Origin of the sequence: Streptomyces sp. NPDC014864, assembly GCF_043081525.1 — a bacterium.
Lineage (GTDB): Bacteria > Actinomycetota > Actinomycetes > Streptomycetales > Streptomycetaceae > Streptomyces.
Map to the genome: position 1 here is coordinate 274,612 of NZ_JBIBWT010000003.1, position 13,665 is coordinate 288,276.

At 73.5% G+C, this 13,665-nt stretch carries 9 protein-coding genes; 4 read left to right on the plus strand and 5 right to left on the minus strand.

Annotated elements, in window-relative coordinates; genetic code table 11:
• The first annotated feature begins 107 nt into the window (after positions 1-107).
• Positions 108-458, plus strand: a complete 351-nt coding sequence (locus ACF1A5_RS07745) for a hypothetical protein (RefSeq protein WP_392191934.1) — start codon at positions 108-110, stop codon at positions 456-458.
• A 67-nt stretch (positions 459-525) separates the two neighbouring features.
• Here the strand turns inward: ACF1A5_RS07745 and ACF1A5_RS07750 are convergent, their stop codons facing one another.
• Positions 526-2,913, minus strand: a complete 2,388-nt coding sequence (locus ACF1A5_RS07750) for an FGLLP motif-containing membrane protein (protein WP_392191935.1) — start codon at positions 2,911-2,913, stop codon at positions 526-528.
• A gap of 202 nt (positions 2,914-3,115) precedes the next feature.
• On the opposite strand from ACF1A5_RS07750, the gene ACF1A5_RS07755 reads away from it, so the two are divergent.
• The 3 genes from ACF1A5_RS07755 (at position 3,116) to ACF1A5_RS07765 (ending at position 7,660) form a co-directional block, all read left to right on the plus strand.
• On the plus strand, positions 3,116-3,553 hold the full coding sequence (locus ACF1A5_RS07755) for a Fur family transcriptional regulator (RefSeq protein WP_392191936.1): 438 nt from the start codon (positions 3,116-3,118) through the stop codon (positions 3,551-3,553).
• Between the two features lie 33 nt (positions 3,554-3,586).
• Complete coding sequence (gene katG / locus ACF1A5_RS07760) at positions 3,587-5,809, plus strand: catalase/peroxidase HPI (RefSeq protein ID WP_392191937.1); 2,223 nt, start codon at positions 3,587-3,589, stop codon at positions 5,807-5,809.
• 222 nt (positions 5,810-6,031) lie between these two features.
• A complete protein-coding gene (locus tag ACF1A5_RS07765; protein WP_392191938.1) occupies positions 6,032-7,660 on the plus strand; it encodes a sigma-70 family RNA polymerase sigma factor in 1,629 nt (542 codons plus the stop codon).
• A gap of 49 nt (positions 7,661-7,709) precedes the next feature.
• Here ACF1A5_RS07765 and ACF1A5_RS07770 read toward each other — a convergent pair whose 3' ends face one another.
• From ACF1A5_RS07770 to ACF1A5_RS07785, 4 genes are read right to left on the minus strand one after another with little or no spacing between them, the layout of a single operon-like run.
• On the minus strand, positions 7,710-9,410 hold the full coding sequence (locus ACF1A5_RS07770; RefSeq protein WP_392191939.1) for a S8 family serine peptidase: 1,701 nt from the start codon (positions 9,408-9,410) through the stop codon (positions 7,710-7,712).
• A 22-nt stretch (positions 9,411-9,432) separates the two neighbouring features.
• On the minus strand, positions 9,433-9,750 hold the full coding sequence (locus ACF1A5_RS07775; protein ID WP_392191940.1) for a hypothetical protein: 318 nt from the start codon (positions 9,748-9,750) through the stop codon (positions 9,433-9,435).
• Entirely contained in the window at positions 9,695-11,923 is a 2,229-nt protein-coding gene (locus tag ACF1A5_RS07780) for a hypothetical protein (protein ID WP_392191941.1), read from the minus strand. Before ACF1A5_RS07780 ends, ACF1A5_RS07775 begins: the two co-directional genes overlap by 56 nt.
• 21 nt (positions 11,924-11,944) lie before the next feature.
• Positions 11,945-13,657, minus strand: coding sequence for a phage tail protein (locus ACF1A5_RS07785; protein WP_392191942.1), 1,713 nt, complete (start codon positions 13,655-13,657; stop codon positions 11,945-11,947).
• Positions 13,658-13,665: the final 8 nt, after the last annotated feature.

Consider the following 13,665-nt stretch of genomic DNA (forward strand, 5'->3'; position numbering starts at 1 on the left):
CGGGGTCGCGTTCCCTCGGCCCGCCCGGCCCGCCCGGCCCGCCCGGGCGGGGCCGAAGCGCGTTCCCACCCGGGACCACCCGCGCCCGACTCACTTAGGCTGCCCACATGGAGCAGCGAGAGAGCATGCAGCGGGTCGTCGGCATCCTCACCGAGGCGCTCGAGGTGCGCCGCCAGGTCCGCGAGAATCCCGACGCCACCATCCGGCAGACCGGGGCGGTCGCCTCGCTCCTGGAGGAGATGCTGCCCCGTATCCAGTTGCCCGCCGACGCGAGCGCCCGCGAGGTCGCGGACATCGTCACCCAGGAACTGGGCCCGGCCATCGTGCAGATCGCCTCCTGCTTCGCCTTCGCCTTCGTCCAGCTCGCCGAGGTCCACGACGCCGGACGCACCGACGTCTCCGCCGCCGACGTCCTGCGCTCCATCTCCCTGCACTTCCACCAGCAGGCCGACGGATAGCCGCCCGGCCGGTCCCGCGAGGCGCCGCCGGGCGCGTGCGTGCGGCGACGGCGGAGCCGCCGTTCCGTCAGGCGGGCGCCGGGCCGCCGCGCTCACAACGGGCCACGTACCACCGCAGGGCCAGCGAGCAGGCCCAGGCCGCCAGGAACAGCCCGGTGGCCACGGCGACGGTCCACCAGCGCAGGTCCGGACCCGCCGCGAGGCCGGATCCCGTGCCGGGATGGAGGCTGTGCAGCAGGACGTGGAAGAAGAAGGTCAGGCCCGTCAGGTAAAGGGCGTACCAGGCGGGCTTGTTCCAGTGCTTGAGGGCGTGCCCGTCCATGCCGGACAGCGGAAGCAGCCCGAACACCACCACCTCGATGCCGGCGACGACGGTCAGGCCGACGGTGTACGCGGCCACGTGACGCAGGCTGCCGGGCGCCGCGTGCTCCGCCCGCGCGGCCTCGACCAGTGGCGCGCCCAGCACCCAGACGAGCACCGCGGCGGCCAGCACGCACACGCCGCCGAGCAGGACCGCCTGGCCCCTCGGCATCCCGTCGCGGGTGTTCCCGGGGTCCGGGCGCCCGGCGCCGACCACCATGTAGACGGCGACCAGGCCGTAGACGTAGGGCACCGGGAACTCCAGGAACCTGGACAGCGCCGTCATGCCGGCCGCGAGCAGCAGGCCCGCGGGCACGACCCGCAGTTCGGCCCGGATCCCGGTCCGGGCCGGGCGTATCAGGGAGTCCTTGGTCTTCTCGTAGGTCATCAGGACGAGCAGCATCCCCACGGCGGCGCCGACGGCCTTGACCGCGGTGGGCCGGCTCAGGCCGGTGCGGGCGTCCGCCCAGACGGCCAGGGAACCGCCGAGCAGGGCGAACGCGCCCATCCGGAGCCATCCGGGCACCCTCGCCGGCCGTGCCAGTGCGTGCCGGGTCGCCCGACGGTGCCGCCACCAGCGGCCCAGCGCGTTGTCCGCGAGCTGGGAGGGGAAGGCCCGCTCCAGGAGGAGCACCAGCACCAGGAACCAGGCGGCCATGCCGGCCGACCCGGCCAGGTCCTTCAGCGTCCACGAGACGTCGGCCGGGGTGCGCAGGGAGTCGACGAGATCCGCGGGCGGGACGGCCGGGGCCGCTGTCCGGCGGCCGTGGCCGTCCTTGCCGTGGCCGGTCCGGTCGGGCCCGCCGGAAGCGGTGGCCGTGGGGGAGTCGGTGCCGGTGCCGGAGTCCTGGGACGGGCCGGGACCGCGGGCGTGGCCTTCCGGCGGCCCGCTGCTGGTGGGCGGGGGTGCAGTCGGCCCCGTCGTCCCCTCGCGCGGTGGGGCGGTTCCCCGGGGGAGCGCGAACACGGTCAGCGGGTCGGTGGTGGGCAGGGTGATGTCCCCCGCCTTCTCCCGGCGGCGGTTCGCGCAGTCCAGCTCCACGGGCCGGCGGCCTTTCAGGTCGCCGGGGATGCGGGCGTGCAGGTCGATGAACTCCCAGTGCCCGGCAGCGGCGGCGCCCTGCTCCGAGCCTGCGTCCAGCCAGGTGTCCAGCCCGCGGCCGCCGATGACGACGGCACCGCGCGTGCACACGGCCGGGTAGCCGGTCAGGTGGATGGTGACCTCGCGGGCTTCCTCCGGCGGCCCCGTGACGGGCCGGGGTTCGACGGTGAAGGTCCGCGACGCGCGGACGTCCCCCGGGCTGCCGCAGTCCGCGGTCACCTCGTGCTCCCCCTCGGCGGCCCCGGTCGGCACGGAGAGGCCGCCGGCGACGGTGCCGTCTTCGGCCGGTGTCGCGCGGTCGACGGGCTCGCCGTCCCAGAGGACGTCCACGGCAACCCCCTCGTCACAGCGGAACCCGGTGCCGGTGACGGTGAGCCGCGTCCCCGGCGGCCCGGAGCCGGCCGAGAGGGAGAGGCGCGGGTGGGGCCGCGGCGTCCCGACGACCTCGAAGGCGGCGCGGGCGACGCCCGTGTCCATGGCGGTGCAGCGCGCCGTCATCTCGTACGACCCCGGAGCCGCGGCCACCGGCACCACGACGGTGTGCGTGAAGCGTCCGCCGTCGTCGGCCGTGAGGCTCACCGCCTCCTGACCCCCCACGGAGAACGTCAGCGGCCCCGCGGCGCCAGGTCCCGGCGCGCAGTCGAAGTCCGCGCCGGTCACCGTCAGCGAGCCGCCCTGCGGCACCCGGGCGCCGGAGGGCGCCAATGACGGTTCGGGAGGCGGGGGAGGCGGGGGAGGCGGAGGGGGTGGTGGCGGAGGCGGGGGCGTGTCGTCGGTCGCGGTGCCCGTCGGGCGCGGGGTGGGCTGCGTGAGCGAGGGCGACACTGCCGCACCTGACGGCCCCGGTGTGGCGTCCGCCGCGACCCCGCTCGCGGCGGGCACGGCCCCGCTCGCCGCGGCCACGTCCGGCGCAGCCGCCGGCCCCAGGAGCAGCAGCGCCGTCAGGACCGCGCCCCGCAGCCCCCGGCCCCGCACCCCGTCGACAGACCTCATGGCACGCCCCCTCCGCACCCGCACGGCCCTCTTCCGGCCGTGTCCCCCTGGGCTCACCCCGTCCGACGAACCGGCGCGCCCGGTCGTTTCCGGACGTGGGGGGCGCACGGAGGTGAATCTCCGAGCGCGCGGTACACGAGCGCCAAACTTGTATGTCTCGCTTTCTTGTGTCGTTCGTGTTTAGGGAGGTAGGTTCGGCCCCATGACCGAACCCCGGAATCCGACCACCGCAGAAGCCCTGCGCGGGGCCGGCCTGCGGGTGACGGCCGCCCGTGTCGCGCTGCTGGAGACCGTCCGGGCGGGGGACCACCTCGGCGTCGAGGCGATCGCCTCCGGCGTGCGCGACCGTGTGGGCCATGTCTCCCTCCAGGCCGTGTACGAGGCCCTCCACGCGCTCACCGCCGCGGGACTCGTGCGCCGCATCGAGCCGGCCGGCAGTCCCGCCCGGTTCGAGGGGCGTGTCGGGGACAACCACCACCATGTCGTGTGCCGGACGTGCGGCGTCGTCGCCGACGTCGACTGCGCGGTCGACGAGGCGCCCTGCCTGACCGCGTCCGACGACCACGGTTTCTCGATAGACGAGGCCGAGGTCATCTACTGGGGCCTGTGCCCCGCCTGTTCCACCGCGCGCAGTTCCTGAGCTTTGTGATCCGCCCAGTTCGGAAGGATTCCCATGTCTGAGAACCACGATGCAATCGTCACGGACGCGAAGGCGGAGGGCGGAGGTGGCTGCCCGGTCGCGCACGGGCGCGCCCCCCATCCGACGCAGGGCGGCGGCAATCGCCAGTGGTGGCCGGAGCGGCTCAACCTGAAGATCCTGGCGAAGAACCCCGCCGTGGCCAACCCCCTCGGCGAGAACTTCGACTACGCCGCCGCCTTCCAGTCCCTCGACCTCCCGGCGGTGAAGCGGGACATCGCGGAGGTGCTGACCACCTCGCAGGACTGGTGGCCGGCCGACTTCGGCAACTACGGCCCGCTCATCATCCGGATGGCCTGGCACAGCGCCGGCACCTACCGGATCAGCGACGGCCGCGGCGGCGCCGGCGCCGGCCAGCAGCGCTTCGCCCCGCTCAACAGCTGGCCCGACAACGCCAACCTCGACAAGGCCCGCCGCCTGCTGTGGCCGGTCAAGAAGAAGTACGGCCAGAACATCTCCTGGGCCGACCTCATGGTCCTCGCCGGCAACGTGGCCCTGGAGTCGATGGGCTTCGAGACCTTCGGCTTCGGCGGTGGCCGCGAGGACGTCTGGGAGCCCGAGGAGGACGTGTACTGGGGCCCTGAGACCACCTGGCTCGACGACCAGCGCTACACCGGCGACCGCGAGCTGGAGAACCCGCTCGGCGCGGTCCAGATGGGCCTCATCTACGTCAACCCGGAAGGCCCCAACGGCAACCCGGACCCGATCGCCGCGGCCCGCGACATCCGCGAGACGTTCCGCCGGATGGCGATGAACGACGAGGAGACGGTCGCGCTGATCGCGGGCGGCCACACCTTCGGCAAGACCCACGGCGCGGGCCCCGCGGAGAGCGTCGGCCTGGACCCCGAGGCCGCCCCGCTGGAGGAGCAGGGCCTGGGCTGGAGGAGCACGTACGGCACCGGCAAGGGCGCTGACGCCATCACCTCCGGCCTGGAGGTCACCTGGACCAACACGCCCACCCGCTGGGACAACAGCTTCTTCGAGATCCTCTTCGGCTACGAGTGGGAGCTCACCAAGAGCCCGGCCGGCGCCCACCAGTGGAAGCCGAAGGACGGCGCGGGCGAGGGCACCGTACCCGCCGCCCACGACCCCTCGAAGAAGATCGCCCCGGCGATGCTCACCACCGACCTGTCGCTGCGTTTCGACCCGATCTACGAGCCGATCTCCCGCCGCTTCCTGGAGAACCCCGACCAGTTCGCGGACGCGTTCGCGCGGGCCTGGTACAAGCTGACCCACCGCGACATGGGCCCGAAGTCGCTGTACCTCGGCCCCGAGGTCCCGCAGGAGACCCTGCTGTGGCAGGACCCGCTGCCGGAGGCCGAGGGCGAGGTCATCGGCGCCGAGGACGTCGCGGCCCTCAAGGCCAGGCTCCTCGACTCGGGCCTGAGCGTCTCGCAGCTGGTCACCACCGCGTGGGCGTCGGCCTCGACCTTCCGCGGCAGCGACAAGCGGGGCGGCGCCAACGGCGCCCGCATCCGCCTGGAGCCGCAGAGCGGCTGGGAGGTGAACAACCCCGACGAGCTCGCGACGGTGCTGCGCACCCTGGAGGGCATTCAGCGCGAGTTCAACTCCGGCGCCAGGAAGGTCTCCCTGGCCGACCTGATCGTCCTCGGCGGAGCGGCCGCCGTCGAGAAGGCCGCCAAGGACGCCGGGTACGACGTCGAGGTGCCGTTCACCCCGGGGCGCGTCGACGCGACCGAGGAGCACACCGACGCCGAGTCGTTCGCCGCGCTGGAGCCGACCGCCGACGGGTTCCGCAACTACCAGGGCAAGAGCAACCGCCTCCCGGCCGAGTACCTGCTGCTCGACAGGGCGAACCTGCTGACCCTCTCCGCCCCCGAGCTGACGGTCCTCGTCGGCGGCCTGCGCGTCCTGGGCGCGACCCACGACCAGTCGAAGCTCGGCGTCCTCACCGACACCCCGGGCCGGCTGACCAACGACTTCTTCGTCAACCTGCTCGACCTGGGCACGACGTGGAAGTCGACGTCCGAGGACCAGAACACCTTCGAGGGCCGCGACGCCGCCACGGGTGAGGTCAAGTGGACCGGCACCCGTGCCGACCTCGTCTTCGGCTCGAACTCCGAGCTGCGCGCCCTCGCCGAGGTCTACGCGAGCGACGACGCGAAGGAGAAGTTCGTGAAGGACTTCGTCGCCGCCTGGGACAAGGTCATGAACCTCGACCGGTTCGACCTCGTCTGATCCGACCGCACGCACCTCATCCGGGCCGGCCCCCACGGGCCGGCCCGGACCCGTGTCCGCCCCCGTGCCCGGCCCACGGTGTGACCGTCTTCATTGCGGTCGCGGCCCCCTGCGGTGAACCTCTCGCAGAACGAATGTCCGAGGAACTGTTATCCGGGACCCCCTCGGCGGTCTCCCAGGTATCGGACAGCACCGTTCGGCGTCGAGGACAGGGAAGCTTGTATGAGTACACAGGACAGGGGCGAGCTCGCGGCACTGGTGACCGCCGCCCGGGCCGGCGACCCGGAGGCTCAGGACGCCCTGGTGGCCGCGCACCTGCCGCTCGTCTACAACATCGTGGGACGGGCCCTCAACGGCTCGGTGGACGTGGACGACGTGGTGCAGGACACCATGCTCCGGGCCCTGGACTCCCTCGACGGCCTGCGCGCTCCCGAGAGCTTCCGCTCCTGGCTCGTGGCGATCGCGATGAACCAGGTCCGGACGCACTGGCAGGACCGGCAGGCCGCTCCGGGCGCCGTGGAGGAGGCCGCGGAACTCGCTGACCCGGGCGCCGACTTCGTGGACCTGACGCTGGTCCGGCTCCAGCTGTCCGGCCAGCGCCAGGAGACCGCCCGGGCGACCCGCTGGCTCGAACCCGACGACCGGGGACTGCTGTCCCTGTGGTGGCTGGAGTGCGCCGGTGAACTGAGCCGGCCGGAGGTGGCCGGGGCCCTGGAGCTCTCCCCCCAGCACACCGCGGTCCGGGTGCAGCGGATGAAGGCGCAGCTGGAGGCCGCCCGCGTGGTCGTCCGGGCGCTCGACGCCCAGCCGCCGTGCGAGGAGCTGCGGACCGTGGTGGCGGCCTGGGACGGCCGGCCCTCGGCGCTGTGGCGCAAGCGCATAGCCCGGCACGCCCGCGGCTGCGCGCGCTGCTCCGGCCTGTGGAGCGGGCTGATGCCCGCGGAGGGCCTGCTGGCCGGCCTGGCGCTGGTGGCTGCGTCGCCCGCGCTGCTCGCGAAGGTGCGCGCCGTCTCCGGAGCAGCCGTGGCCGGCTCGGCCACCCCGCTCGACGCGGCCGGAGCCCGCGGTGGACCGGCGGGCGGCCCGGCGGCGCAGGCTTCCACGGGCGCGCGAGCCGCCGGCCGCGGCGCCGCCCGCCGACGCCGGCGCGTGCGACGCCGGGCCGTCGCGGGCGCCCTGGTCGCCGCCTGCGTGGCCGGCGGCGGGTGGTACTTCGGCATGCAGCCCGACGGCGAGAGCGAGCGGGCGACGCGGACCGCGGACGCCTCCGTCGCGGACCTCTCCGCGACCGGCACCCCGAGCGAGAGCGCGCCGTCGGCCTCCCCGTCCCCGTCTCCCTCCGCGTCCAAGTCGAAGAAGCCGAAGGCCTCCCGCAGCCCCCGCCCGAGCACGAGCAGACCGGTCCCGAGGGCATCGGCCCGGCCGACCCGTACGCCGTCCACCGCACCGCGCACGCAGGCGGCCCCTTCCGGCACGGCCGCACAGGTGATCGCGCTCGTCAACAAGGAGCGGGCAGCCGCCGGCTGCGGCCCGCTCGCGGAGGACCCGCAACTGCGCGACGCGGCGCAGGCCCACTCCGACGACATGGCCGCCCGCCGCTTCTTCGACCACACCAACCCGGACGGCGCCGGGCCCGGCGAACGCATCACCGCCGCCGCCTACCGCTGGTCCACCTACGGGGAGAACATCGCCCAGGGCCAGCAGACCCCGGAGTCGGTGATGAACTCCTGGATGAACAGCCCCGGCCACCGGGCCAACATCCTCAACTGCGCCTTCAAGGACATCGGCGTGGGCATCCACAAGGGGTCCGGCGGGCCGTGGTGGACCCAGGACTTCGGCGCCAAGCAGTGACGGTCCGGCGCCCGCCGGGTGCCGCCGGGGCGGCCCGCTCCGCGCCCGATCAGGGCGTCCGCACCACCGGTTCCAGGGCGGCCAGGTCCGGCATCACGCCGATCCGGCCGTCGTCCCCGGGCGCGGGCCGGGTATTGAGGCCGCGGTCGCTCAGCAGTTCGCGCAGCCGCTGCGGCGTCAGGAAGTCGCCGATGACCGAGCGCCGCAGGTTCTGCAGCACCAGCGCGGCCCCGGCGACGATCGCAGAGGCCCCCGAGGTGCCGCCGAAATCCGTACGGTACGGCTGGTTCGTCGCCGGATTCAGCAGCGCCGACGTCGTCAGGATGTTCTCCCCCCACGCGAAGCAGTCGACACGGTTGCCGTGGTTGGAGCTCTCGGTGGGGAAGTGCGCGCGGGTGTGCGGGTGCGCGGAGGTCGCCGCGGCCACCACGACGGCACCGCTGTCGAAGAAGGCACCGGTGGTGTCGTTGCGGTCGAGGATCCGGCCGGAGTCGAACAGGTGCCCGGGCGCGACGAAGGTGTCCAGGTCCACTCCGTCGCCGAAGCCGTTGCCCGCGGCCTCGACGACCGTGACGCCCTTCCTGGTCAGCTCCAGCACGGCCAGCTGGACGAAGAGGTCCGTCTCGATCGGCCGGTGCTGGACGTCCTGCTGCTCGAGCAGGACCACGGCTCCGTCTCCGATGCCGGGGGCCGTGCCGATCACGGTGAGCGCCACGGCGACCTGCAGGGCACCGGCCGGGGAGAGCACCGGGGCGACCGACGCCGTGACGTTCGGCGCCAGCCCGAGCACCCCCTTGTCGTTGTCCGTCGCCATCACGATGCCGAGGACGCCCGTCCCGTGGTCGACCAGGGACGACTCGGTGGACACGGCCCCGGTGGGGAGCACCGTGACACGGTTGACGCCCGCCGTGTCGACGAGGTCCTCGTGGGTGAGCTGCCAGCCGAACTCGACGTCGACGAACCGGACCTGGCTGCCGTCGGTGAACGGCAGCGCCCAGGTGTGCAGCGCGTCCACCCCGGACGGTGCCGCGCCCACATACCCCTGACCGACGACCAGCGGGTCGTCCGGCGTGACCGACGGAAGGACCGCCCGCTGCTCGACGTAGGCGTGCTCGACGAAGGGCAGGGCGTCGACGACCGGGGCGACCCGCTCGGCCGCGTCGGCGGGGAGCGGGATCACGTAGAAGGAGAGCAGCGGCTGCGAGGGGGTTCCGTGACGGGCCTCGTTCCCGGCCAGCCACTGCCGTACGGCGTCCGGGTCGACGTCCGGCAGCGCGCGGTCGAGGGCGAGGGTCAGGTCCGGGAAGCCGGCGGCGGCCGCGTCCCAGGCCGCGCGGTCCTCGGGCGGGAGGAACTCCTGGACCCCGTCCGCGTACGGAATCCCGGCGGCCGCCTCGTCCCGCAACTGGACGATCACATGCGGGGCGAAGGGTTCCTCGGGCTGCCCCTGCGCGCCGTAGGCGATCTCGTCCAGCCGCCAGACCGTACGGGGGCCCACGTCGTCGAAGAGTTCGGCGGCGGGCACGAGGAGTACCTCCCGCTTGAACCGGAGGACGGCCCCCGCGGTCTCGTCGCCGTAGTCGCCGTCGGCACCGAACCGCGGCAGGCTGCCGGGATCCCAGAGGAGCAGCGCGCTCTGCAACCGGCTGACCGGCCCGAACTCGTTGTGGTGCTGCCGGTCGATCCGCGTCTCGTCTCGGGCGACCGCCTCGAGCGTCGGCTCGCCCTGGAAGAGCTGTGACAGAAACATGGGACACCTCCGGTCGCCGTGGCTACGGAACGCTCATCGCCGGGGCTTCGGGCCGCGCGCCCGAGGGGACCGCGTCGGTTCCGGGAACGGTGTCGGCCGCGGGGACGGCGTCGGCCGCGGAGCCGGTGCGGGCGGCACGGTCCGCGGCGGGCGTGTCCCGCGGCAGCATCTCCTCCAGGACCTGGATCGCCCCGCTGACCCGCAGCAGCCCCTCCCGGGTGGCCGCCTCCTCCCGCAGGAGGTTCTGCAACTGCCGCCGGCCACGCTCGTAGTCCCGCCTCAGCTCATCGAGGCGTTCCCGCATCCGGCCCGGCATCTCCGGCGTCGGCTGATGGCTCATCGCTCATTCCTTCCCTGTGCTTCAGCAGGCCGGAGTCCTCCGGCTGCCCGTGTTCCTCGGGGTGCAGGTAGTAGGCGCGGTCGGTGTGCGCCTTGTCCTCCTCGACGGGGATGCGGTGCGCCTCGGCCCAGGCGTCCTGCCGGACCCCCGTCACCTGCCAGGACACCTTGATGCCGGGCTGGTCGGCGCGCAGCGTGAAGCGGTTGCCCTTGACCTCGCCGGTCACCGCCACCTGAGCCAGGGCGCCCACCGGCGTGAGCTGGTAGCGGATGTCGCGGTTGAGGGCCTCGAACCAGTCCGGCAGGACGACGGTCGCCTCGCCCTCGTCGTCGGTCTCCACCACGCCGCCGTAGAGGTTCGTCATGTCCGGGGACTCCACGAAGGAGTGCGACAGGTACCTGTTGGCCGGGTCCAGGGGATGGTCGATCTTGAATCCGCCGCCCGCCTTCTCCAACGCGCCCAGGACCCGCACGGAACCGTTCACGTCGAGCTTGAACTGGGGAGTGATCGTGCCGATACCGACGAGATCCTCACTGCCGCTCATGGCGATCACGTTGCCGCCGCTCTGCAGGTTGAGGATGCCGTTGCCCCGGTCCTGCACGACCGAGCCGAACAGGTGCAGGGCGGCCTGGGCGTCACGGCGCCCGAAGTGGGTGTCGAAGACCGTCTCGCCGGAGACCGTGAGGCCGCCCCGGCAGGACACTCTGCCACTGCCCGTGTCCATCACCAGGCCCCAGCCGGCACCGGTGTTGCCCCACAGACCCACACTGGAGTTGTTCTCCATGCCGACGAACGCGCGGTCCTCGTCGATCTCCTGGTCCGTCTGGTGCAGCCAGGTGCCCGCCGAGCGGTCGCCGCCCCCGCGCACCCTCATCCTTTTCTGCACGTCCAGGGCGTTTCCCTCGCCGTGCCCGATCGTGATCAGGTCGGCGCCCGACCACAGGCGTGCGGAGCCTTCGAAGGCGTACCACACCCAGCGTTCTCCGTTCGCGGGTGTCTCGACGAAGCCGCCGACCGCCCGGTCCGCGAAGGAGAACCCGCCCGCGTCACCGCCCGAGTGGACTCCCGTCCCGTTCACGTGCAGGCTCGCAGCCGGGCTGTCCGTCAAGGCGACGGAGACGTGTTCGGCGACCTCCAGGTCGGATCCGACGCCGAGCGAGGATCCGACAACCAGGTTGCCCCCGACCTGCAGCTCCGCGAGCAGCGCCGTCCCCTCGGCGTCCACGACGAACAGATCCGTGGCCGAGTCCTCGTCGCGCAGGTGCCAGGCCCCGTCGTCGCCGGGGAACATGCCGTACGCCGGCCCGTCGTCGTCGCGCACCAGCTCGATGCCCGAGCCCCCCGTGGCCGAGGTGATCCTCAGCCCGTGCCCGCCGGCCGTGCCGGTGTCGATCTCCAGGGGCGCGGACGGGGCGGAGGTGCCGATGCCGATGCCGCCGTCCGACCCGTTCGCGCTCAGGGCCGGTCGCGAGGTCCCGTCGGGGGCGAACACCGTGAGGTCCAGGCCGCCGTCGGGCCGCGCGCGCAGTTCCGCCGCCGGTGCCTGGCCCACGGTGGTGCCCGACCCCGTGGTCACCTGCGGAGACCGCAGTTCGACCCGCCCGGCCGGTATGCCCACCGAGCGGCGCGGCCCCGCTGCGACGCCGGTGACGGCGCCGCCGGCGTCGACGGTGACCTCGGCGAGCACGACCTGCCCGCCGGCGTCCTGGAAGCCGTCGCTCGGCAGGAGCCGCAGCCACGGCGCGTGGAGCCGGATCAGCCGGGTCTCGCCGAGAACCTCACGCCAGGTCAGGGTCAGCACATGGGTGCCCGCGGGGACCCCCGTGGTGGCCAGTTGCAGCCCGTCCGCGCCGACCACCACAGTCGGAATGTTCAACGGCTGGTCCGGATCGACGGCCGGGTCGACGACGGCGAAGCCACCGGGTTCCAGGACGCTGATCCGGCCCGCCGCGTCAAGGGCGGCGCCGGGCTGGACCGTCACCCCGGACCCGCCCGGCGTCGCGCTCACCCCCAGGCCGCCGGCCACACCCCAGGTGTGCAGCGTGGCCCCGCGCGCGTCGTCGAGCCGCCGGTAGTAGTCCTCCGAGTCCATCAGGCTCTCGGACCGCACCGTGCCGCCGCTGCGCGCGCTGCCGGTGTCGAAGTTGAAGTACTCGGTGCGCTTGACCGCCATGCTGATCACCGCTTCTCGCTGCTACGTCACGGTCATGGTCACTTCGCAGAACCGGCAGTGTGCGGGCTTGTGCTGCTCGACGAGGACCTTGATGGTGCCCACCGCCCGGCTCAGCTCCAGCCGTTGCTCGGCCGGATCGGCCGGGTGGGCGGGATCACCCGCGAGGTCGCCCGCGCAGAAGTGGATGACCACGTTGATGTCGAACGCCTGGATGCGCGACCGGTAGCCGTCGAGACCGATCCCCGGGGACTCGATCTGGCCGGGATCGCAGATGATCACGTGGGGGCCGGCGGCGGTCATCCCGGTGGGATTGACGAACCGCCCCGGCTCGGTGACCTGGAGGGTGGTCGCCGCCGGCCCCCGATCCGCCGTCTCCACCCGATGGACGCAGGCGGGCAGGGCCGTGAGGAGGATGAACGGGTCCTCCGTGGCCGAGGGCCAGAACGGCCGGAGCCCGGCGTCCAGTACGTACAGGCCGTCCGCGTCCACCCGTGTGACGGCGGTGGGCGCGACGAGCGCGTTGCCCGGCGGCAGCAGAGGCGTGTGCGTCCAGTGGGGGTCGCCGCGGACGACCCGTACCAGATTGCCGCCGCCCGACCCGCGCGGCAGGGGCGCCCGCTGGTCGCCGCCGTCGCCGATGACGAGCGAGCCGTCGCGGTCCACGAACAGGGACAGGGGTTCCCTGACGACCGCCGGGTCGAGGTTCTTGACCGTCACCCCCACGGGCGCGGGACGGACGACGAACACCCGGGGGGTCGCCTCCTCGCCCGGGTCCAGCTTGCGGTCCAGGACCAGCAGATCGCCCCCGCCGTCCACGGACATCGCCAGCGGGAACACCGAATCCGTGGAGGAGAGGTCGGTGACCACGGTCGCCGAGTCCGCGGTGTACGGAGCCGGGAGGGACAGGATCCTTCCCGAGCCTTCGAGGACGTACAGCGTCTCGGATCGGCCGGGCCCGGCGGGGGCCACGGTGACGGCGACGACCTGGCCCAGGTTCTGCTGGGGCATCAGCGGCCGGGGGACCGGCGGGCTGCCGGCGAGGTCGGGGCGGCCCGCCGCGTCCAGCCGCCACACGCGTCGCCGGTGCGGCAGGGCCGCGTCCTCCGGCAGACCGCGCTCGCCGACGAACACGGCGCCGTCGGGGCCCTGGGCGACGCACCAGGGACGCATCAGGCCCTCGCGGACCACCGCGGGTGTGGCGTCGAGCAGCGGGCGGAAGGTCGGCAGCGTGACGACCCGCGCCGGCACACCGGTGTCGAACCGCGCGGAGAACAGGCAGGATCCGTCGTCCAGGGCGACCCGGGGCCGGACCCTGCCCACGGAGTACAGCTCCAGCAGGGCGTTGAGCCCGCTGTGCAGCCCGCGGCGCCGATGGGTCCGGCTGATCCCGGCGGTCGCCTTGCGGCGCTGGTACTCGTCCCAGAGCTGCCGGCCCTGGAGTTCGGGGAAGCGGAGCGAGACCCAGGAGGCCAGCCAGGGCAGGAACTCCTCCGGCGTCGCCCACGGGTCCAGGAGCCGGTTCAGGTGCGCGATCCGCTCCGCGATCGGCCGGTGGGTGTGGCTGTCGTCCCCCGCCCGGGTGTGCTTCTCGTGCAGGATCGGCACGCCGTCGTCGATGCCGGTGAGCACCTTCTCGAAGACGCAGAGCGCGCTGCCGAGGGAGAAGCCGGCGTCCGCCGGGGTGTCCTGCCAGAGCACCGGCGGCAGGTACTTCAGGTAGCTGCTCTCGGGCATGGCCGTCC

Excerpts from the sequence above, each read along its gene's own strand:
- ACF1A5_RS07775 (WP_392191940.1), bottom strand. The coding sequence starts at position 9,750 with ATGAGCCATCAGCCGACGCCGGAGATGCCGGGCCGGATGCGGGAACGC.
- ACF1A5_RS07780 (WP_392191941.1), bottom strand. The coding sequence starts at position 11,923 with ATGGCGGTCAAGCGCACCGAGTACTTCAACTTCGACACCGGCAGCGCG.
- katG (WP_392191937.1), top strand. The coding sequence starts at position 3,587 with ATGTCTGAGAACCACGATGCAATCGTCACGGACGCGAAGGCGGAGGGC.
- ACF1A5_RS07765 (WP_392191938.1), top strand. The coding sequence starts at position 6,032 with ATGAGTACACAGGACAGGGGCGAGCTCGCGGCACTGGTGACCGCCGCC.
- ACF1A5_RS07785 (WP_392191942.1), bottom strand. The coding sequence starts at position 13,657 with ATGCCCGAGAGCAGCTACCTGAAGTACCTGCCGCCGGTGCTCTGGCAG.
- ACF1A5_RS07745 (WP_392191934.1), top strand. The coding sequence starts at position 108 with ATGGAGCAGCGAGAGAGCATGCAGCGGGTCGTCGGCATCCTCACCGAG.
- ACF1A5_RS07755 (WP_392191936.1), top strand. The coding sequence starts at position 3,116 with ATGACCGAACCCCGGAATCCGACCACCGCAGAAGCCCTGCGCGGGGCC.
- ACF1A5_RS07750 (WP_392191935.1), bottom strand. The coding sequence starts at position 2,913 with ATGAGGTCTGTCGACGGGGTGCGGGGCCGGGGGCTGCGGGGCGCGGTC.
- ACF1A5_RS07770 (WP_392191939.1), bottom strand. The coding sequence starts at position 9,410 with ATGTTTCTGTCACAGCTCTTCCAGGGCGAGCCGACGCTCGAGGCGGTC.